Origin of the sequence: Jiella soli, assembly GCF_020615385.1 — a bacterium.
Taxonomy (GTDB): domain Bacteria; phylum Pseudomonadota; class Alphaproteobacteria; order Rhizobiales; family Rhizobiaceae; genus VKMB-3413.
The window spans coordinates 19,239-39,933 of sequence record NZ_JAJAVB010000044.1 but is presented as its reverse complement, the minus strand read 5'-3'; the positions used below and the strand labels follow the sequence as shown (position 1 = coordinate 39,933).

19 protein-coding genes are annotated in these 20,695 nt (G+C 67.3%); 11 read left to right on the top strand and 8 right to left on the bottom strand.

The genetic code is table 11. The features are described 5' to 3' along the window. The first annotated feature begins 64 nt into the window (after positions 1-64). Positions 65-382 (top strand): hypothetical protein, encoded by a 318-nt coding sequence (locus LH400_RS24465; protein ID WP_229156089.1) that lies wholly within the window; start codon positions 65-67, stop codon positions 380-382. A 134-nt stretch (positions 383-516) separates the two neighbouring features. On the opposite strand, the gene LH400_RS24460 is transcribed toward LH400_RS24465, so the two are convergent. Together LH400_RS24460 and LH400_RS24455 are read right to left on the bottom strand one after the other, a co-directional pair. Next, on the bottom strand, positions 517-1,137 hold the full coding sequence (locus LH400_RS24460; RefSeq protein ID WP_229156088.1) for an alpha-ketoglutarate-dependent dioxygenase AlkB family protein: 621 nt from the start codon (positions 1,135-1,137) through the stop codon (positions 517-519). Between the two features lie 61 nt (positions 1,138-1,198). Next, positions 1,199-1,909: a helix-turn-helix transcriptional regulator gene (locus LH400_RS24455; protein WP_229156087.1), complete on the bottom strand. Its 711-nt coding sequence runs from the start codon at positions 1,907-1,909 to the stop codon at positions 1,199-1,201. Between the two features lie 568 nt (positions 1,910-2,477). On the opposite strand from LH400_RS24455, the gene hslU reads away from it, so the two are divergent. Then, positions 2,478-3,788 carry an ATP-dependent protease ATPase subunit HslU gene (gene hslU, locus LH400_RS24450; RefSeq protein ID WP_229156086.1) on the top strand — a complete coding sequence of 437 codons (1,311 nt, stop codon included), beginning with the start codon at positions 2,478-2,480 and terminating at the stop codon, positions 3,786-3,788. Between the two features lie 136 nt (positions 3,789-3,924). After that, positions 3,925-5,151, top strand: coding sequence for a PQQ-dependent sugar dehydrogenase (locus LH400_RS24445; protein ID WP_229156085.1), 1,227 nt, complete (start codon positions 3,925-3,927; stop codon positions 5,149-5,151). Between the two features lie 25 nt (positions 5,152-5,176). Here LH400_RS24445 and LH400_RS24440 read toward each other — a convergent pair whose 3' ends face one another. From LH400_RS24440 to LH400_RS24420, 5 genes are all read right to left on the bottom strand, one after another. Then, a complete protein-coding gene (locus tag LH400_RS24440) occupies positions 5,177-6,001 on the bottom strand; it encodes a class II glutamine amidotransferase (RefSeq protein ID WP_229156084.1) in 825 nt (274 codons plus the stop codon). A gap of 208 nt (positions 6,002-6,209) precedes the next feature. Beyond that, on the bottom strand, positions 6,210-6,800 hold the full coding sequence (coaE, locus tag LH400_RS24435) for a dephospho-CoA kinase (protein ID WP_229156083.1): 591 nt from the start codon (positions 6,798-6,800) through the stop codon (positions 6,210-6,212). 19 nt (positions 6,801-6,819) lie between these two features. Beyond that, positions 6,820-7,245: a DUF6841 family protein gene (locus tag LH400_RS24430; RefSeq protein WP_229156082.1), complete on the bottom strand. Its 426-nt coding sequence runs from the start codon at positions 7,243-7,245 to the stop codon at positions 6,820-6,822. Between the two features lies 1 nt (position 7,246). Next, the gene (locus tag LH400_RS24425; RefSeq protein ID WP_255618237.1) at positions 7,247-8,215 is read right to left on the bottom strand and encodes a shikimate dehydrogenase; all 969 of its coding nucleotides are present in this window, start codon (positions 8,213-8,215) and stop codon (positions 7,247-7,249) included. After that, a complete protein-coding gene (locus LH400_RS24420) occupies positions 8,208-8,807 on the bottom strand; it encodes a Maf-like protein (protein ID WP_229156081.1) in 600 nt (199 codons plus the stop codon). Before LH400_RS24420 ends, LH400_RS24425 begins: the two co-directional genes overlap by 8 nt. A 540-nt stretch (positions 8,808-9,347) precedes the next feature. Between LH400_RS24420 and hemE the strand changes: the two genes are divergently transcribed. The 7 genes from hemE to LH400_RS24385 all read left to right on the top strand — a co-directional run bounded on the left by hemE (position 9,348) and on the right by LH400_RS24385 (position 17,019). After that, positions 9,348-10,367 carry a uroporphyrinogen decarboxylase gene (gene hemE, locus LH400_RS24415; protein WP_229156080.1) on the top strand — a complete coding sequence of 340 codons (1,020 nt, stop codon included), beginning with the start codon at positions 9,348-9,350 and terminating at the stop codon, positions 10,365-10,367. A gap of 88 nt (positions 10,368-10,455) precedes the next feature. After that, positions 10,456-10,959: a protoporphyrinogen oxidase HemJ gene (hemJ, locus tag LH400_RS24410; RefSeq protein WP_229156079.1), complete on the top strand. Its 504-nt coding sequence runs from the start codon at positions 10,456-10,458 to the stop codon at positions 10,957-10,959. A 154-nt stretch (positions 10,960-11,113) separates the two neighbouring features. Next, a complete protein-coding gene (locus tag LH400_RS24405) occupies positions 11,114-11,626 on the top strand; it encodes a gluconokinase (RefSeq protein ID WP_229156078.1) in 513 nt (170 codons plus the stop codon). 60 nt (positions 11,627-11,686) lie between these two features. Then, entirely contained in the window at positions 11,687-13,072 is a 1,386-nt protein-coding gene (locus LH400_RS24400) for a GntP family permease (protein ID WP_229156077.1), read from the top strand. Positions 13,073-13,443: 371 nt separating this feature from the next. Next, positions 13,444-14,703, top strand: coding sequence for a transcription termination factor Rho (gene rho / locus LH400_RS24395; RefSeq protein ID WP_229156076.1), 1,260 nt, complete (start codon positions 13,444-13,446; stop codon positions 14,701-14,703). 170 nt (positions 14,704-14,873) lie between these two features. Continuing rightward, complete coding sequence (locus LH400_RS24390; RefSeq protein ID WP_229156075.1) at positions 14,874-16,325, top strand: adenylate/guanylate cyclase domain-containing protein; 1,452 nt, start codon at positions 14,874-14,876, stop codon at positions 16,323-16,325. Between the two features lie 202 nt (positions 16,326-16,527). Further along, positions 16,528-17,019 carry a YbaK/EbsC family protein gene (locus LH400_RS24385; RefSeq protein WP_229156074.1) on the top strand — a complete coding sequence of 164 codons (492 nt, stop codon included), beginning with the start codon at positions 16,528-16,530 and terminating at the stop codon, positions 17,017-17,019. A 16-nt stretch (positions 17,020-17,035) separates the two neighbouring features. On the opposite strand, the gene LH400_RS24380 is transcribed toward LH400_RS24385, so the two are convergent. Next, positions 17,036-19,069 carry a thioredoxin domain-containing protein gene (locus LH400_RS24380; RefSeq protein ID WP_229156073.1) on the bottom strand — a complete coding sequence of 678 codons (2,034 nt, stop codon included), beginning with the start codon at positions 19,067-19,069 and terminating at the stop codon, positions 17,036-17,038. Positions 19,070-19,257: 188 nt separating this feature from the next. Between LH400_RS24380 and mnmE the strand changes: the two genes are divergently transcribed. Beyond that, positions 19,258-20,691 carry a tRNA uridine-5-carboxymethylaminomethyl(34) synthesis GTPase MnmE gene (gene mnmE / locus LH400_RS24375; protein WP_229156072.1) on the top strand — a complete coding sequence of 478 codons (1,434 nt, stop codon included), beginning with the start codon at positions 19,258-19,260 and terminating at the stop codon, positions 20,689-20,691. Positions 20,692-20,695 lie beyond the last annotated feature (4 nt).

Below are 20,695 nucleotides of genomic sequence, written 5' to 3'. Positions count from 1 at the left end.
GCTTGCCGGAACAATCGCGCGCGGCTAGGAAGAGGGGCAACTTCCATTAAGGAACCAACCCCCCATGCTTCGGCAACTCGTTGTCGCACTGCCGCTCGTCTGCATGACTTCCGCAGCGCTCGCCCAGGACTTGACCTTCAATCTGATCAACAACACGTCCTCGGCCGTGACGGAGTTCTACACCTCCCCGGTCTCGACCGACGACTGGGAGGAGAACATGGTCTCCGACCCGATTGCGCCCGGCGAGCAGGCCTCCGCGAACATCGCCGACGGTCGCGCCGTCTGCGAATACGACATCAAGGCGGTCTTCGCCGACGGCGATACGGTCACCGACAACAACATCAATCTGTGCGAGCTCGGCAGCTACACGCTGCACGAATAGCGCCGCGAGACGCGTGATACCGGCGGTCGCGGGCGCTGAAGGCGCTCCGTCCGCCGGACTTGACCGGCTTCCCGCAGAAGGCCTGAGAGCATCGGGAACGCCGGTCCAAGGCCGACTCCCTTTGCCGCCCGCCGCTACTCAAAAGCCGCCGGCCGCACCCGCCGCAAGGTGAGATTGATCCGGCCGCCATTCTTCAGAAGCGTCGAGGTCGCCGGGTAGATCCGGTCGACGCCGTGATAGACGAGCCGTCCCTCCCCGCCGAGCACCACGATATCGCCGGAGCGCAGCCGGATCGAGACCGTGCGCCCGCCGCGCGTCGTCTGTCCCACGCGAAACAGGCAGTCGTCGCCGAGCGAGACCGAGACGACCGGGGCGCCGAGATCCTCCTCGTCGCGGTCCTGGTGCAGGCCCATCTTCGCCGTCTCCTCGTAGAAGTTCACGAGACAGGCTTCGGGCGGTTGCGAATAGGCCCCGACCTCGTCCCACAGCGCCGTCAGGCGTTCCGGGATCGCCGGCCAGCGCGTGCCGGTGACGGGATGCTGTGGCTGGTAGCGATAGCCCGCGCGGTCGGCGACCCAGCCGAGCGGGCCGCAATTGGTCATCCGCACGGAGAGGGGCTTGCCGGTTCGCGGCATCACCGGCTGGAACAGGGGCGCCTGGCCGACCACGCCGCGGATGTCCTCGATGAGCGCAAGCTGCGCCTCGCGGTCGAGGAAGCCGGGCATGTGGCGCACGCCTTTGGGAAGAACCGTCATGCGTCAGAGATAGGCGCACCCGCTCCGTGCGGCCAACCCGCTTTGCCGGAGAGCGAGTGATCTACGACAGATAGCCGAGCTGCGCGGCGAGCGCGACGGCGTGGGTGCGGTTGGAGGCGTTCATCTTGCGCTGTGCCGCCGTCAGATATTGCGAGATCGTGTATTCCGACAGAGACAGGATCATGCCGATCTCGGACGAGGTCTTGCCCAGCATCGCGAGCTTCAGACAGTCGCGCTCGCGTGCCGACAGCGGATTGTTGCGCTGGTTCTCCTCGAAGCGGGCCGCCGCCAGCATGCCGAAGAAGGCGAAGGCGAAGAGCTGCAGCTCGCGCAGCGTCGCCGGCGAGAGGTCCGGGTCCTTGCCCGCGAAGGACAGGGCGCCGTTGAACGCCGTCAGGCCATGCACCGGGAACAGCGCCCCGGCGAGATAATCCTCCGACAGAAGCAGCTTGGCCGCCGGGCTCGGATCCGGATCGTCGGCTCCGTAGAGCGTGTCGATGTCCCAGACGAAGGGCATCGGATCGGTGCGAAGCGTGCCGACGACGATCTTGAAGCGGTTGAGCCCGTGCAGCTCGTAAGCGCGGGCAAAGCCGGGGGACCAGTTGCTGACGAGGAGACGCGTCGACAATCCGCCGTCGTCGGTCGACGGCATCGAGAAGGCCGCCGCGTGGGAGAAGCCGTAGTCCCGGCCGGTGGCGTCGAGAATCTCCGCAAGAACCACCGCGTCCCACGGCTCGCCCAGGCTGAGGAGCCTGTCCATCGGCCCGCTCATCGCCTTCTCCGAACGGTACCGGCAGATGCCGGCCCGCTCCCCGCCACCGCGGTCGTGGTGACGAACGCGGTCGCTGACGCTCCGGGTGGGAGAGGGAGAAAGTCTGCCGGGCCGGTGGAGGAGGACATGCCGCACCGCCTGTTCGTTTCGATCGCCCGTCGGCCACAGGCCGAATCGGCTTTTCCAGTTTGACCCCATTCCAGCCATGATTTGAAGTCCCGACTTCGACCGGCAGCGCGGGGGATGGTCGTAACGCACCCGTTCCCGGCGCCTCCAATCGGCCGGCCGGTCTAGCGGAGACGGGTCCGCACTCCCATCTAGCCCGGCATGAGGACGATCAGATCATCGAGGACGCACGAAGCGCGCCGGTCGGGTTTCCCGAAGCCGCAGGGCGATCATCCCGCTTCGACACGCGACGATCCGTCGCCGGACGGGAGGCGCGCCGCGGGCGCTCCGGCCCGCCCACCCGTCTGCGCTCCATGACAGCTGCGCGGCACGTCCTCCCCCGCCTTCACCTCCCGACCGGCCCGGCTCCCGTCGCGGCCGGGCCCTCACGAAGAAGACAGTGATGACCAATTTTTCCCCCCGCGAGATCGTCTCCGAACTCGACCGCCACATTATCGGCCAGAACGATGCCAAGCGCGCGGTCGCCGTCGCGCTGCGCAATCGCTGGCGGCGCCAGCAGCTCGACGATTCGCTCCGCGAAGAGGTGATGCCGAAGAACATCCTGATGATCGGCCCGACGGGCGTCGGCAAGACGGAGATCTCGCGCCGGCTCGCACGGCTTGCCGGCGCGCCCTTCATCAAGATCGAGGCGACCAAGTTCACCGAGGTCGGCTATGTCGGCCGCGACGTCGAGCAGATCATCCGCGACCTCGTCGAGATCGGCATCGGCCTCGTGCGCGAGAAGAAGCGCGAGGAGGTCAAGGCCAAGGCGCATCAAGGCGCCGAGGACCGGGTTCTCGACGCGCTCGTCGGCAAGACCGCTTCGCCGGCGACGCGGGATTCCTTCCGCAAGAAGCTGCGGGCCGGCGAACTCGACGACAAGGAGATCGACGTCGAGATCGCCGACACCGGCAATCCGATGGGCGGCATGGAGATCCCGGGCATGCCGGGCGCCAATATCGGCGTCCTCAACCTCTCCGAGATGTTCGGCAAGATGGGAGCCGGCCGCACCAAGCAGCGCCGCACCACCGTGCGCGAGAGCTATGGTCTCCTGATCGGCGAGGAGTCCGACAAGCTGCTCGACCAGGAGCAGGTGGTGCGCGAGGCGATCGCCGCCGTCGAGAACAACGGCATCGTCTTCCTGGATGAGATCGACAAGGTCGCCAACAAGGACGGCCATGGCGGCGGCGCCGGCGTGTCCCGCGAAGGCGTGCAGCGCGACCTCCTGCCGCTGGTCGAAGGCACGACCGTCGCCACCAAGCACGGGCCGGTGAAGACCGACCACATCCTGTTCATCGCGTCCGGCGCCTTCCACGTCGCCAAGCCTTCGGACCTCCTGCCGGAGCTGCAGGGCCGTCTGCCGATCCGCGTCGAGCTGAGGGCGCTCACCAAGGACGATTTCCGCCGGATCCTGACCGAGACGGAGGCTTCGCTGATCAAGCAGTATGTCGCCCTGATGAAGACCGAGGAGGTCGAACTCGAGATCACCGACGACGCGATCGACGCCATCGCCGACACCGCGGTCTCGCTCAACGGCTCGATCGAGAATATCGGCGCGCGGCGGCTGCAGACGGTGATGGAGCGGGTTCTCGACGAGATCTCCTTCGAGGCGCCCGACAAGCCGGGCCAGAGCTACCGGGTGGACGCGGCCTATGTCCACAAGGCGCTCGACGGCATCGCCGGGGACATCGACCTGTCACGCTACATCCTCTGACACGGCCGAGGGCGGCGATCACGCCGCCCTCACTTCCTTGCGGGCGATGTTGCGATCGCCCCCGCCGGTCTCCACGTCGCCAGGTGACGCGGCCATCCTGCCGCCGTCCGTTCAACGCGACGACAGGAGAAGAGACATGCGACCCATCGCCCTTTCCCTCGCCACCACGAGCCTCCTCGCGCTCTCGTTCGCAGGAGCCGCGATCGCGCAGCCGGCCCAGCCGGCGGAAACCGCCCGGCCGAACGCGCCCGGCCAGACTCCCGCCTTCGAAAACCAGACGCGCGCGCCGATGCCCGCCGAGGCGACCGACGTCGCCGTGGAGACGGTGGCCGAGGACCTGCCGCATCTGTGGTCGATGGAATTCCTGCCGGACGGGCGAATGCTGGTTGCGGCCAAGGAGGGCGCGATGCAAGTCGTCGGCAAGGACGGCAAGCCCGGCCCGGCGATCGCCGGCGTTCCGGAGGTGATGTCGCGCGGCCAGGGCGGCCTCCTCGACATCGCCCTGTCGCCTGGGTTCGACGAGAACCGGACGATCTTCTTCTCCTTCTCCGAACCCCGCGAGGACGGCAACGGCACCTCGGTCGCCCGGGCGACGCTCTCCGAGGACGCATCGTCGCTGGAAGACGTGGCGGTGATCTTCCGGCAGACGCCGACCTATGACGGCACCAAGCATTTCGGCTCGCGCCTCGCCTTCGGCCCGGACGGCAACCTCTTCGTCACTGTGGGCGAGCGCTCCGACACGCCGATCCGCGATCAGGCGCAGGATCCCCGCTCCGGCCTCGGCAAGGTCTTCCGGATCGATCCCGCGACCGGTCAGGCCGCGGAGGGCAATCCCTTCGCCGACGGCGAGACGGGCCTTCCCGAGATCTGGTCCTACGGCCACCGCAATCTGCAGGCGGCGACGGTCGATCCCGACGGGCGGCTGTGGACCGTCGAGCATGGACCGAAGGGCGGCGACGAGCTGAACCGGCCCGAGGCGGGCCTGAACTACGGCTGGCCGGTGATCACCTATGGCATCGACTACAGCGGCGCGCCGATCGGCCAAGGCATCACCGCGCGGGAGGGCCTGGAGCAGCCGGTCTATTACTGGGACCCGGTCATCGGACCGTCCGGCATGGCGTTCTACGAGGGCGAGGAGTTCCCGGACTGGCAGGGCGCCGTGCTGATCGGCGGGCTGGTCTCGAAGGGGCTGGTCGTCCTCAAGCTGGACGATGACGGCCGCGTCGCCAGCGAGGAGCGTATCCCGCTCGGCGCGCGCATCCGCGACGTCAAGATCGGACCGGACGGAGCGGTCTATGCGGTCACCGAGAGCCGCGGCGGCGCGAGCACGATCCTGCGCCTGACCCGCGACCGGGAGGCCTGATCCAGTCGGGCGCCGGTCGGTCGTCTCAGGCGGCCGGCGCCACCCTCCCCGGAGCTTTGGATGCGGTCGCAGACCGGTGCCGCCGCGCGGTGACCTCGAAGGACGACAGACGCATGGCGCCGTCCCGTCCGGCTGTGAGCACCGCGCCGGGCGGGACGATCCGCCAGTCCTCGCCGACTGAGCCGCAGGGCTCGGAGGCGACCACGACCCCGGTGCCGGTGCTGCGGTAATAGAGCGAGGGCGGCTCCTCGTCGCTTGCCCAGCGAACCGCCGAGAGCCGGCTGCCGTCGCTGTGGACGGCGGCGAAGCGGACCGCGACGGCGCCGTTGGTCGCCGCCATCACCGCATCGAGCGTCTCGGCCATGGCCGCGACTGGATCGACGTCGAGACCGCGGCCGAGCGCTGCGAGGAAGATCGCCTCCGAATCCGACGTGCCGCGCCGCAGATGATAGAGCCCGTCCGGGATCAGCGCGTCGACCCGGCGGCGCAGCTGCTCGTAGGAGGCGATCTGGCCGTTGTGCATGAAGAGATGCCGGCCGGCCGCAAACGGATGGCAATTGGCCGTCGAGACCTCGCCGGAGGTCGCCGCCCGGACATGGGCGAGGAACAGCGGCGAGCGGATCTGTCGGCAGAGCGAGACGAGATTGGCGTCGGACCATGCCGGCAGAATGCCCCGATAGAGTCCTGGTTCGGCCCGTTCACCATACCAGCCGACCCCGCAGCCGTCGCCATTGACGATGGTTCGCGCCTTGCGAGCCGCCTGGCTCTGCGCAATCAGCGAGGCTTCCGGCTCGACCAGCAGTGTATCGAGGAAGATCGGCGAGCCGACATAGGCGAGATGGCGGCACATGGCGAACGAGGCACCCTTTCCGAAAGGCTCGCGGCAATCCCGGCTCCGGCAGGTCGATGGCCGCCGCGCCGCCGTCCTGCCGGCCGGACTGCCTAATCTTGGTGGAAAGCCTGGAGCGAAGCTTGCGGGGCTGCGGCGAGCACCCTGCCGATGTTTCCCGTGAAACACCTCCAAAGGCGTGCAGCCGCCATGATCCCGACCGGCCGGATCAGTCCCGCCCGCCGGTAAGCTCTCGGATGATGGCGCCGACCTGCCGCCGTGCCGGATCGAGACCCTGCGACGTGTCGATGACGAAATCCGCCCGCGCGCGCTTTTCAGCGTCCGGCACCTGTTTCCCCAGGATCGCCGCGAACTTCTCCTCGCTCATGCCTGCCCGCCCAAGGACCCGCTCGCGCTGAATGGCGGCCGGTGCCGAGACGACGGCCACCTTGTCGCAGCGCATCTCGGCGCCGGTCTCGTAGAGCAGCGGGATATCGAGGACGGCAAGCGGCGCGCCGGATCGCCGCGCGGCCTCGAGGAAGGCCGCCTCCTCCTCGTGGACAAGCGGATGGACAACCGCCTCGAGGCGCTTCAGCGCCTGCGGATCGCCGAGAACGCGTGACGCCAGAGCCTGCCGATCCACAACGCCCCCGGAAACCGTTCCCGGAAAAGCTGCCTCGATGAGCGGGGCGGCGCGCCCCGCATAGAGCCGGTGGACGGAGGCGTCGGCGGAATGGACGGGCACGCCCTCCGCCTCGAACATGTCCGCGGTCGTCGACTTGCCCATGCCGATCGATCCGGTGAGGCCGAGGATGATCACCGGCAAATCGTCCGCGCGGTCAATCGTTGACCGCGAGCGCGATGAGCCAGTCGCCCGGCTCGCCCTCACCCGCAACCTGCCGGATCAGCGTGTAGTGGCAGGTGAATTCCAGCGCCGCATCGCCGCCCTCGCGCTCCTGGCGCCAGTCGAGCGTGACGAAAGCCGCCGCGCCCGCGGTGGCGGCGGAGCGGACGCGATAGGTCGAGCGGACGATCTCCTCGCGCTCGAAGACGGCAAGCAGCGCCTCGACATTCTCGCCGAGCTCCTCGGCGTCGAGGAAGACATTGCCCTTGCCCATCTGCCAGATCGTCGCCGGAAAGGCGAAGCAGTCGAGAATCCGCGCGGCATCGAAATCATCGAAGCCCTCCGCATAGTCGGTGAAGACCGCGGCGAGCGCGGCGTCGAGGACGGGTTCGAACCCGCCTGCCGTTCCATCTTCGGCCATGTCACGCCCCACTTTCGATATCGGCCTCGACCTTCGCCCTCAGGGTCTCGGTGACCGTCGGGCGCTGGCCGAACCATCGTTCGAAGCCGGGTACCGCCTGATGCAGCAGCATGCCCAGCCCATCCGCATATCTGAGGCCGCGCTCCCTGGCGGAAAGGAGGGTGGGCGTCATCAGCGGCGTATAGACGATGTCCGTCACCAGGGCCTGGTCCGGCAGAGCCGACAGATCCGGCAGCCTTTGCGGGAACCAGTCGGGCGTCTCGTCATCCGAGTCCTTCGGCGCGATCGGCACGGTGTTGACGAGGAGATCGGCCCGACCGAGCACCTCGCCGCGCGCCTCCTGGGAATGTCCCGCGACCCTCGATCCGAAACGCTCAGCAAGCTCTTCGGCCCGCTCCTTCGTCCGGTTGACGATCTCGACCCGCTTGAGGCCGCGCTTCAGCAGCGCATGAACGACGGCGCGCGCCGCCCCGCCCGCGCCGAGGACGACGGCGGTCTCCGCATCCACCCAGCCCGGCAGCCGCTCGTCGAGATTGGCGGCAAAGCCATGCGGATCAGTGTTGCCGCCGACCAGCCGGCCGGACTTGTCGAACCAGAGCGTGTTCACCGCCCCGGTTGCGTCCGCCGCGGCATCGCGCCGCGACACCGCCTTGAAGGCCGCGACCTTGTGCGGGATCGTGACGTTGCCGCCGACATAGCCACTGGCCTTCAACGTCCGGAAGAAGTCGGCGATCTCTTCCGGCGGCACGCCGACGCGGCGATAGGAGCCGGCGAGGCCGAGCTCCTTCAGCCAACTGCCGTGGATCATCGGCGAGCGCGAATGCCACACGGGCCAGCCGGTCACAAAGACCTTCGGGCCCTCGGCTTCCTCGCCTCCACGCGCCGGATCGAAGATCGAGCCCTCGCCGCGCGGTCGCGCCTCGCCGCTCACATAGGGCTTGGGGACCCAGTCGCCGTCCGTGTCAGCCATCGATTTCCCCCCGCGACCGCAGTTCCTTCATCAAGGGCAGGATCGGCAGACCGATGATGCTGAAGAAGTCGCCCTCAATGCTCTCCATCAGCTGGATCCCCTCCTTCTCGATCTGGTAGGCGCCGACGCTGGTCAGCACCTTTTGCCCGACATGCGCGAGATAGCGGCCGATGAAGCCCGGGTCGAGCGGGCGGAGCGTGATCCGCGCCGTCGAGACGTGCCGCCAGGTGACGGCGCCGTCCTCCACCAGCACCACCGCGCTGTTGAGGTTGTGGGTGCGGCCCGACAGCTTCAGAAGCGTCCTGCGCGCCGCCTCCATGTTCTCCGGCTTGTGGAAGATCTCGTCGCCGAGGGACAGGGTCTGGTCGGCGCCGATGACGATCTCGCCGGGATGGCGCTCGGAGACGTTGGTGGCCTTGGCCTCGGCCAGGATCTGCGCGACGTCGTCGGGCCCGATCCCGGTATCCGTCAGCGGCGCCTCCATCGCCCGCTCGTCGAGCGTCGAAGACTCGACGGTGAAGTCGACGCCCGCATTCTTCAGAAGCTCGCGGCGATGAATGCTGCCGGAAGCCAGAACGATGCCCTTGGCCATGGGCGGTTTCCTCCGATTTTAATCAAATCTTCACGTCCGAAGCGCTTGATAGCGCCGTGGCAGCGCGATGACCACGGCCGGCACGGACTCGATTCGGGGGTCGGAAGCAAGGGTGCAGTGCGAAAGCCCCCGGGATTCTCGGGTGGCTGTGGGTTAAGTGCTGGTAAACGGGACGAGCGGCGAGCGCCCGCCCGCCGGCTGTTCATGACACCGTCATAGTCCACAGCTGGAGATCTGCGGCGCTTGTGGAAGATGACGCTGTGAATCGGGGATTTCGCGGGCCGCCATTGGCTCTGCCCGTCGGATTAATTCCCAGATCGCGATCGCCTGAGCTCCAGTTCAACCCCTTGATTCGACACTACCAATGCGAGTCTTGCCCGTAATTCACCAGCCCTGATTCCAGACGGGCTGTGCCTCCTTGCGACAGCTGCGCCGGATGGGCCTGATTTGCGGCCAGCTGTGAATTCCGGCTATCCACCGACTCTAAGAATCAAAAAATCCTTTTCCAAAAGGATTCTTTCTTTATTGGAGCCCGGCCCGATGGCATCGCGCAAACTGATCCGTGTCCTCGAAGGCGAGACGGTATCACCGCCTCCGGTCTGGCTCATGCGGCAGGCGGGCCGTTATCTTCCCGAATATCGCGAGATCAGGGCGAAGGCAGGCGGCTTTCTCGATTTGTGCTACGATCCCGACTTCGCCACCGAGGTTACCCTCCAGCCAATCCGCCGCTTCGGCTTCGATGCGGCGATCCTGTTCTCCGATATCCTCGTCATTCCCGACGCCTTGAACCGCAACCTCGCCTTCGTGAAGGGCGAGGGACCGCAGCTGAGGCCGTTGCAGGTCGAAGAGATCGACCGCCTCGATCCGAGCAACGCCGAGACGCATCTCGCACCGGTGATCGCGACGGTCGGACGGCTGCGCTCCGAATTGCCGGACGAGACCGCGCTGATCGGCTTCTGCGGCGCACCGTGGACGGTCGCGACCTACATGATCGCCGGCCATGGCACGCCGGACCAGGCGCCGGCGCGGCTATTCGGCTACCGCCATCCGGAGGAGATGGAGCGGCTGCTCTTCCTCCTCGCCGAGATGAGCGCCGATTATCTGATCCGCCAGCTCCAGGCCGGCGCCGACTGCGTGCAGATCTTCGATTCCTGGGCGGGCGTCCTCGACGAGGCGTCCTTCGAGGCCTATGCGGTCGCGCCGGTCCGACGCATGGTGGACAAGGTCCGGGCCGCCGTTCCCGGCGCCAAGATCATCGGCTTCGCCAAGGGGGCCGGCGCGCTTTTGTCGACCTACCGCCAGAAGACCCTGGTCGACGCCGTCGGACTGGACTGGTCGGTGCCCTGGAGCCAGGCCAAGGCGCTCCAGAGCGAGGGCGCCGTCCAGGGCAATCTCGATCCGCTCCGGCTGATCGCCGGCGGGCGGGCGCTCGAGGAGGGCGTCGACCGGATTCTCGAGGCGCTTGGCGACGGCCCCTTGATCTTCAACCTCGGCCACGGCATCACCCCGGATGCCCCGATCGCGAATGTCGAGGCGCTCCTGAAGCGGGTTCGCGGCTGACCGGCCGCGCTTGACCGATCATCCCGACTGGGCCGCGGCGCCTTGCCGCAACCGCCCGCAATTCCTGCCGAAGCTGGATCGACATGCCATGAAGAATGCGATGATCGCCCTTGCCGTCACCCTCGTGATCGCGGCGCTCCTCTTCGTCCTGGTCCCGGCCTCCGGCTATCTCTGGATCAAGTCCATCCACATTTTCGCGGTGATCGCCTGGATGGCCGGAATGCTCTATCTGCCGCGGCTGTTCGTCTACCACGCCGAGGCGGGGCCGAAGACGCCGCAATCCGAGACCTTCAAGGTGATGGAGCGGCGGCTCCTGAAGGGGATCATCAATCCCTCGATGATCGCCACCTGGGTCGCCGGCGTCTGGCTCGCGGTGCAGGGCGACTGGTTCACGCCCGGCAACAGCTGGCTCCACGCCAAGATCCTGCTGGTAGTGGTCCTGTCCGGCATTCACGGCATGTTGTCGGCGGGCGTGCGGCGCTTCGCCGAGGACCGCAACACGAAGTCCTCGCGCTACTGGCGCATCCTCAACGAGGTGCCGGCGGTCCTGCTCGCGCTCATCATCGTTCTCGTCGTCGTCAAGCCGTTCTGATCCATCGGAAAGCCGCTTTGGAGGGGACTGGCGGCCGCCATCGACGCAGGCCTCGCCGAAGGAGCGGCCTTAGCGATGGCATCGCCGCCCCGCCACCCTAGTTTGCCCTCATCGATTGCCGCGCGGCGATGGCGGAGCGGGCGAGGAGCGTGACATGGCGGACGAGACGATGGCATTGGTGGTGATGGGCCCGTCGGGGGTCGGCAAGACGACCACGGCCGAAGGTCTCGCAGCCCATCTCGGCTGGCCCTTCGCGGAAGCCGACCAGTTCCATCCGCCTGCCAATATCGAGAAGATGACCAGCGGGACGCCGCTGAACGATGAGGACCGGGCTCCCTGGCTGGCGGCGATCCGCGACTGGATCACCTGCGAGGCCGAATCCGGCCGCTCCACCGTCCTCACCTGCTCGGCTCTCAAGCGCCGCTACAGAGACGTCCTGCGGGAGGCTCACGCGCGGGTGCGCTTCGTCTCGCTCGTCGCCGATCCGGAGCTCGTCGCGGGGCGGCTCGCCCATCGCAAGGGCCATTTCATGCCGGCCTCGCTCCTCAAATCGCAATTTGCCGATTTCGAACCGCTGCAGCCGGACGAGGACGGGGTGAACGTCACCGTCTCGATGCCGCCCGAGGAGGTCGTTGCGACCGTCTTGAAAGATCTCGGCATCGACTGATCCCGGACCACGAGCCGCGGCCTGCGGTTCGGATGCGAAACTTCAATTGGAGACGCTCGCGTGCCTGACGGATTCCAACAGACCCTCGGGGCTGGGCCCCTGCTCGCCATCGCCGCCGGAGCGATCGCGCTCCTCCTCGTCCTGATCATCCAGTTTCGTATCCACGCCTTCATCGCCCTCGTCCTGGTCAGCCTGATCACAGCCTTCGTCGCGGGGCTGCCGGCCAGCGCAATCATCGACACGCTGTCGAAGGGCTTCGGCTCGACGCTGGCCAGCGTCGCCCTCCTCGTCGGCTTCGGCGCCATGCTGGGGCGCCTCGTCGAGGTCTCTGGCGGCGCGCAGGCGCTCTCCGACGCGCTGATCGAAAAGTTCGGCGAGGAGCGCGCGCCGCTCGCGCTCGGCATTGCCTCCCTGATCTTCGGCTTTCCGATCTTCTTCGACGCCGGCCTCGTCGTCATGCTGCCAATCGTCTTCTCGGTGGCGCGGCGGCTCGGCGGCGGCGTGCTGAAATACGGCCTGCCGGTCGCAGGCGCCTTCTCTTGCATGCACGCCTTCGTCGCGCCGCATCCGGGCCCGGTGGCCAGCGCCGAACTCCTCGGCGCCGATATCGGCCTCCTGACCCTCGTCGGCCTGGTCGTCGCCGTCATCACCTGGTTCGTCGCCTCCTATCTCTTCAGCCTGTGGGCCGGGAAGGCCTTCGTCCTGCCGGTGCCGGACATTCTTGCCGGCGGCCGCCAGGAGGAGGATGTCGCCAATCCGCCCTCGCCCTCGACCGTGATCCTGCTCCTCCTCCTGCCGCTCGCCATCATCTTCATGAACACTGGGCTCGACGCGGCCCGGGCGGTCGGCTGGGTGAATGGCGAAGCCGGCTGGTACAAGGTTGGCCGCGCGCTCGGCGCGACCCCGATCGCGCTGATGGTCGCGGTTCTCGTCGCGAGCTATGTCCTCGGCTCGCGCCGCGGCATCGAGCGGCTGCGGGTGGAATCGCTCCTCGACGAGGCGCTCGGCCCGGTCTGCGCCATCATCCTGATCACCGGCGCGGGCGGCATGTTCGGCGGCGTCCTCCGGGCAACGGGTATCGGCGACGCGCTCGCCTCGAGCCTCGAAGGCGTCGGCCTGCCCCTGATCGTTTCGGGCTTCGTCATCGCGCTGGCGCTGCGCGTCGCGCAAGGGTCGGCGACCGTCGCGCTGATCACCTCGGCCGGGCTGATCCAGCCGGCCGTCGCGGCGCAGGGCATCGAGGGCATCCCGCTCACCGCCGTGGTCATCGCACTCGCGGCGGGTTCGCTGGCACTCAGCCATGTCAACGATTCCGGCTTCTGGCTCGTCGGCCGGTTCATGGACATGGACGTCAAGACGACGCTGAAGACCTGGACCGTGATGGAGACGCTGATCGGCCTCGTCAGCTTCGCCTTCGCCTGCGCGATCTTCGTCCTGTCGAGCTGAGCGGGCAAACCGGACACGCGTGGCGCGCCATTTTTCGAAGCGCGCCGCCTTGCGATGATTTTGATTGATAAGACCCGGTTTCAAAATCGGGTCCTATGCTTCAAGCGATTGGTTACGCATCGGATTTTTCGAAGACCGGTTCCCGCATTCCGGACCGATGACCTTAGGCGGAAGCGGAACCCTCTTGCGCTGGCGCAGGGATATGGCTATCTGGATTAAAGCATCCCGCCTACCAGGGCGCCGTGCGGCATTGCCGTCGCGCCCGACTTGCCGAATCCCATCGCAAGTTTACGGCTGAAGCGTTTTCTCAGACCTTCCCCGCCTCGTCCGACATTTTCGGTTCGGACCTCAGCCAAAGAGCCACATCCCGCATGAAACTTCAGGACCTGAAGAACAAGAGCGCACCCGAACTGATCGCGTTCGCCGAAGAGAACGAGGTCGAGAACGCTTCGGTTCTGCGCAAACAGGAACTGCTGTTCGCCATCTTGAAGCAGCTCGCGGCGCAAGAGGTGGAGATCATCGGCGAAGGCGTCGTTGAGATCCTGCAGGACGGTTTCGCCTTCCTGCGCTCGCCCGAGGCGAACTATCTGCCCGGCCCCGACGACATCTACGTCTCGCCCTCGCAGATCCGCAAGTTCCAGCTGAAGACCGGCGATACGGTCGAAGGCCCAATCCGCAGCCCTAAGGAAGGCGAACGATACTTCGCTCTTCTGAAGGTCAACACGATCAACTTCGACGACCCCGAGAAGATCCGGTACAAGAGCCATTTCGACAATCTGACGCCGCTCTACCCGAACGAGCGGTTCAAGATGGAACTCGAGGATCCGACCTCGAAGAAGGACATGTCGGCGCGGGTCATCGACCTCGTCGCGCCGCTCGGCAAGGGCCAGCGCGGGCTGATCGTGGCGCCGCCGCGCACCGGCAAGACGGTGCTCCTGCAGAATATCGCGCATTCGATCACCGCCAATCATCCAGAGTGCTACCTCATCGTGCTTTTGATCGACGAGCGGCCCGAGGAAGTCACCGACATGCAGCGCTCGGTGAAGGGCGAGGTCGTCTCCTCAACCTTCGACGAGCCGGCGACGCGCCACGTGCAGGTCGCGGAAATGGTGATCGAAAAGGCCAAGCGCCTCGTCGAGCACGGCCGGGACGTCGTCATCCTGCTCGATTCCATCACCCGCCTCGGCAGAGCCTACAACACGACCGTGCCCTCCTCCGGTAAGGTGCTTACCGGCGGTGTCGACGCCAACGCCCTGCAGCGCCCGAAGCGCTTCTTCGGCGCGGCGCGCAACATCGAGGAAGGCGGTTCGCTGACGATCATCGCGACGGCGCTGATCGACACCGGCAGCCGCATGGACGAGGTGATCTTCGAGGAGTTCAAGGGCACCGGCAATTCCGAGATCGTGCTCGACCGCAAGGTCGCCGACAAGCGGACCTATCCGGCGATGGACATCCTCAAGTCCGGCACGCGCAAGGAGGACCTCCTGGTCCCGCGGCAGGAGCTGCAGAAGATCTTCGTCCTGCGCCGCATCCTCGCGCCGATGGGCACGACCGATGCGATCGAATTCCTCAACGACAAGCTCAAGCAGACCAAGTCGAACGCCGAATTCTTCGATTCGATGAACACCTGAGGCGGCAGCGGCTCGGCACCGGCCGGGCCGAGGCGGCGGTTCTGCCTGTCACGCTCGTTGCTTTCCTAAAGGGGCTCCTTCGTGGGCCCCTTTTCTCGTTGTGAAGACTGGACTCCCGTCCGAGGCGGGAACATTGTCGCAGCTCTGCCGCCAATCGAGGCCTCTCGGTCATGGACGATTCACGGAACATCGGGGAGCGGTCGGAGGATTTCCGACGTCCCGCCGAGCTGTCGTCCGAGGCGCATTCGGCGGCTGCAGAGCTTCGTGACGTTCTCGCGCAGCAGAAGGCGACGGCCGAGGTCCTCAGGCTCATCAGCGGGTCGGCTTTCGATCTCGATGCTATCCTCACGACTCTCGTCGAATTGGCAATAGAGTTGTGTGAGGCGACGCGCGGGGTCGTTTGGCTGAAGCGCGGCGCCGATCTCTATCTCGCGGCGCATGTCAATTATCCCGCGGAATGGGTGGCATTCGCCCAAAACCTTGCGATCGAGCCTTCTCCGGACGCCACGACGGTGTCGGGCCGTGCGGCCTTCACCGGCGAAGTTCTCAACGTGGCAGACATCCTGACGGATCCGCGCTTCCGGACGCTTTCGGGACACCAGCTCGGCGTCTATCGCGGCGGTCTGGCGGTGCCGCTCAAGCAACGCGGAGCCGTGATCGGCGTGATTTCGCTCTCTCGGCCGGAGCCCCGTGCGTTCACCGACCGGCAAGTGGCTCTTGTCGAGACATTCGCGGATCAGGCCGTGATCGCTATCGAAAACACCCGTCTGATCAGGGAATTGGAGGCGCGCAACCGGGAAGTCCTTTCGCGCTACTTCTCGCCGGGCCTGGCCGCGCGCCTGGCGAACGATGCCGGCATGAAGGAGCTTTCGGCGAAGCGCCGGGAGATTTCCGTGGTGTTCACCGATGTGGCAGGGTTTACCGCCCTCGTGGAACGGATGGACCCCGCGGTGCTCGGCGAACTCCTGAACGCCTATCTCGCCGCGATGACGGCGATCGTCTTTGCGCATGAGGGAACCGTCGCCAAGATTGTCGGCGATGCCCTGCATATTCTCTTCGGCGCCCCGGACGAGCAGGCCGACCACTCCGAGCGAGCCGTTCTTTGTGCGCTTGCTCTGGACCGGTTCTCGGAAGAGCTGCGGGAAACCTGGCGGGCGAGGGGCGTGGCGCTTGGTGCCACCCGCATCGGCATTCATTCGGGTCCGGCGATCGTGGGGAATTTCGGCGGCGGTCGGATCTTCGACTACTCCGCCTATGGTGACACGATCAATGTCGCGGCGCGTCTCGAAGTGGCCAACAAGCGGCTCGGCACCCGCATCTGCGCGAGTTCTGCGGTGGCCGAGGGCCTGGCGTCGTTTCGTTGGCGCCCGATCGGCGATCTCCTTCTGAAGGGCCGGAGCGAGCCGCTGCGCGCCTACGAGCCGCAATCGCCGGGCGATGACATGGCGGCGTCGCTGGACGGCTACGTCGCCGCCTTCGAGAAGCTGCGCGGCGGCGACCCAGGCGCCATGGGAGCCTTCGCCGCCGAGGTCGGAAAACGGCCGGACGATCGACTCTGCAGCTTTCATCTCAAGCGGCTCTTGAATGGAGAGATCGGGACCACGATCCACATGGACGCTTGAAATGCCGCAGGTACCCAGCGGCTCATGGCGCGGTGCCCTGTGCAATCCCATCGTGCTCCGTCTTCCGCCCTGCAGCCTCCCCAGCGCAGGTCCGAAGCCGACGGCCGCCAGTGGTGGCGAAAGACTGCTGCGGGAATTTGACGGCCGGCGAGCCGGGTGCCAGACGTGACGTGTACCAACGAGAGTTCGAGGTCTTTCCCCGATGTCATCCGACGCCACGACGAATCACCCCGCAGCCGTTCAGCGGGTCGAGGCTGCGGCCGAGGAAAAGGGCATCAAGATCAAGGTCGTGAAGACCGAGAAGAGTGCCAGGACGGCCGAGGAAGCGGCGGAGGCCGTGGGCGCGCAGGTGGGCCAGATCGTCAAGTCGCTGGTGTTTCGCGGCAAGGACAGCGGCAAGCCCTTTCTTCTTCTCGTCTCGGGCGCCAACCGCGTGGAGTCCACGCGGACGATGGAACTGACCGGGGAGGAACTGGAGCGCCCCGACGCCGCTTTCGTGCGGGAGGCGACGGGCTTTGCCATCGGCGGCGTCTCGCCGCTCGGCGCGACGTCGGACCTCGTCGTGATCATGGACGAGGACCTGTTCCAGTTCGCCACCGTCTGGGCCGCCGCCGGCACGCCGAACCACGTTTTCGAGGTCGTGCCGCTGCAGCTCAGAAGTGCGACCGGCGCGACGGTCGGCGCAGTGTGCTGAGGCGCCGGCAGGCGCCTTACGGCCCCCGGTCGAGCAGGGCGGCCAGCGCGGCCGGTTCGTAGACAGGCGCGCGGCAGACGCGGCTTTCGCAGACAAAGGCCGCCGGCAGGCGCGTCGGATGCACCGAGGCGAGCGGCAGATCGTGCGGCAGGAGGTCGACCGAGGCCGCCACGAGGTCGAGCCGGTCGAGATCGAGCTGCGAATGAGCGGCCGCCAGCATCTCGGAAAAGGCGGCATCGTCCGCGGAGCCGAAAAGGCCGAGCTCGCTGCCGCGGCGAAGGCGTCCCGTCGCGGCGAGAATGCCCGGAGATCCCGTGGCCTCACCGCCGGTCCGGCCGGCGGCCAGCGCCGCCGCGGTCTCGGCATGTTCGGTGATCGCGATCGACCCCGTCGCCTGGGCGAGCATCGACAGCCCCTCGATGACGAACGCGGTGCCGCTCGGCACGGCGTCGTCCTGATCGCCGCGCAGCCGGATGAGGACATCGCTGGAATCGGATGCCGTCATGAAATGGCCGCCCTCGCCATCGCCATGCCAGAGCGTCAGTTCGCCGGCCAGCCATTCGGCCTTGTCGCGATAGTCGCCGTCCAGCGTCGCGGCGAAGAGGGCGACCGCGGCCTGGATGAGCGCGCCGTAGTCCGACGACAGAGCGAGGCCTGCGGTCCGGCCGCCCCGCGCCGCGTGCCGCAGCCGGCCGTCGACGACCATCTCGCGCATGACGAAGCCGAAGGCGTCCCTGGCGAGTTCCAGCGCCTCTTCATTGCCGGTCGAGCGCGAGACCTCGGTCAGCGCCCGGATCGCCATGCCGTTCCAGTCGGCGAGGACCTTGTCGTCGCGGCCGGGTGCGGCGCGGCCCTCACGGACGGTGAGCAGCGCCGCGCGCTCCTCGGCGAAGTCGGGATCGGAGGACTGTGCGCCGGGATGCAGCCGGTGCAGGATCGCCTTGCCCTCCCAATTGCCGCGCGCCGTGACGTCGTAGACCCGCTTGAAGGCGGTAGCCGACGCGCCGAGGCTCGAATCGATCTCGTCCTCGCGCCAGACGTAATAGGCGCCCTCCTCCGGATGGCCGTCCGCATCCGGACTGTCGGCGTCGAGCGAGGCGGCGAGCCCTCCGCCTTCGACGCGCATCTCGCGCTTCAGCCAGCCGACCGTCTCCGCGATCCGGGTCCGGAACAGGGGTTCGCCCGTCATCCGGAAGGCCCAGGAGAGATGCCGCAGGAACTGCGCATTGTCGTAGAGCATCTTCTCGAAATGCGGCACCAGCCAGCGATCGTCGGTCGAATAGCGATGCAGGCCGCCGCCGAGATGATCGTATATGCCGCCACAGGAGAGCGAGCGGATGGTCCTCAGGAACGCGTCGCGATGGGCGGCCCGCCCGTCCTCCAGCGCCGAGCGGGCGAGGATTTCCATATAGGGCGCGTTCGGGAATTTCGGCGCGCCGCGCATGCCGCCGCGAACCGGGTCCATCATCGTGCCGATGCGTTCCGCGGCGGCGGCGATGTCGAAGACCTTCAGGGGACCGGCCTTGTCCGAGCGTGAGAGAAATTCCCCGAGCCGGTCGGAGATCGTGCCGGCACTCGTCATGATCTCCTCGCGCCGGTCGCGCCAGGCGGCCGCGATCGCTTCCATCACCTGCACGAACCCCGGCCGGCCATAGCGCGGCTCGCGCGGATAGTAGGTGCCGCCGAAGAACGGCTTGCCGTCCGGGGTGAGAAACATGGTCATCGGCCAGCCGCCCTGTTCGCCGAGCGCATGGAGGGCGGTCATGTAGAGATGGTCGATGTCCGGGCGCTCTTCGCGATCGACCTTCACGTTGACGAAGAGGCGGTTCATCACCGCGGCGACCTCTTCGTTCTCGAAGCTCTCATGCGCCATGACATGGCACCAATGGCAGGCGGCATAGCCGACGGAGAGGAGGATCGGGCGGTCGAGCGCCTTGGCCTCCTCCAGCACCTGATCCGACCATTCGCGCCAGTGGACGGGATTGTCGCGGTGCTGCTGCAGATAGGGGCTGACGGCGTCGCCGAGCCGGTTTCCGGAAGTCTCGGTCATGATGTTCGCTCCGGCCTGTTCGGGGCGGAAGCCTATGGCGCCGGGGCCGGTTCGAAAAGGGCAAATTGGCGCGGAAGATGTCCGCGCCCCGTTCCGGCGGGCGACGCCGTCGCTTGCGTCCGCCGCCGGAAGCTGATCTCCTTTGGCCAGTCTTGAAGGCCCTCGACCCTTCGGAGAGTTTCCCGCTTATGCAGTCCGACACCATAGCCGCGCTCTCGTCCGGCGCCCTGCCCTCCGGTGTCGCGGTCGTCCGGGTCAGCGGGCCCGGCGCCCGCGCCGCCCTGGAACGGGTCGCAGGCGGCGTGCCGCCCGGCCGCCGCGCGAGCCTGCGCCGCTTTCGCGATGCCGCCGGCGAAACCATCGACCGGGGGATCGCGCTGTTCTTCGACGGGCCGCAGACGGCGACCGGCGAGGACATTGCCGAGTTCCACCTGCATGGCGGGTCGGCCGTGGTGGAGGCCACGCTCGCCGCGCTGACGGCGATCGACGGCGTGCGCCTCGCCGAGGCCGGCGAATTCACCCGCCGCGCCTTCGAGAACGGGCGGATCGACCTGACCGAGGCCGAGGGCCTGGCCGATCTCGTGGCGGCCGAGACGGAGGGCCAGCGCAAGGCCGCCGTCGCCCAGGCCGGAGGCTTGCTGCGCGGCCTCTACGGGGGCTGGATGGAGCGGCTGACCAGGATCCGGGCCGGGATCGAAGCGTCCTTCGACTTCTCCGACGAGGGCGATGTCGGCGATACCGTCGGCTCCGACGCCAAGGCAGCGGTTGCGGCGCTGCTCGGCGAGATGCGCGCCCATCTGGAGCGCGCCGATCGCGGCGAGATCCTGCGCTCCGGCTACAAGGTTGCGATCGTCGGCGCGCCGAATGCCGGCAAGTCGAGCCTCCTCAACGCGTTGGTCGACCGTGAGGTGGCGATCGTCACCGAGGTGCCGGGAACGACGCGCGACGTCATCGAGGCGACGCTCAATCTCCGCGGCATTCCCGTCCGCTTTTCCGACACGGCCGGGATCCGCGAGACCTCCGACGAGGTCGAAGCGATCGGGATCGAGCGGGCGAAGGCAGTGATGGACGAGGCCGATCTCGTCCTGGCGCTGGTCGACGCGCAGACGTCCGGGCATGGTCCTCTCGCCCGGATCACCGATCTATTGTCCCACGTGAAACATCCGATGCTGCTGGCCGCCGATGCCGCGCTCGAGGATATCGCGCAGGGGTCGGCCAGGGGCCGGCGCAAGATCCTGACCATCCGAACGAAGATGGATCGCCCGGCGCCGCGCGGCCTGACCGCCCGGCTCGGGAGCGAATGGACGAATTTCAAGTTCGACTTCGCCGTGTCGGCCAAGACCGGCGAAGGCCTGCCGGCGCTGGTCGAGCGGATCGCGGAACTCGCGAAGGAAGCCTTTGGCGGGGCCGAAAGCGGCATCCCGATCCGCACACGCCAGCGCGAACTCGTGACCGATGCCGTCCGGATCCTCGACGAGTTCGTCGAGCGCCCGGACGCGCCGGCCGAGGTCGGGGCTGAGACCTTGCGCCGCGCGTCGAACCGGCTCGGCGCGCTCACCGGCCAGATCGGTGTCGAAGATCTCCTCGACGTGATCTTCTCGGAGTTCTGCATCGGGAAGTGAGCCC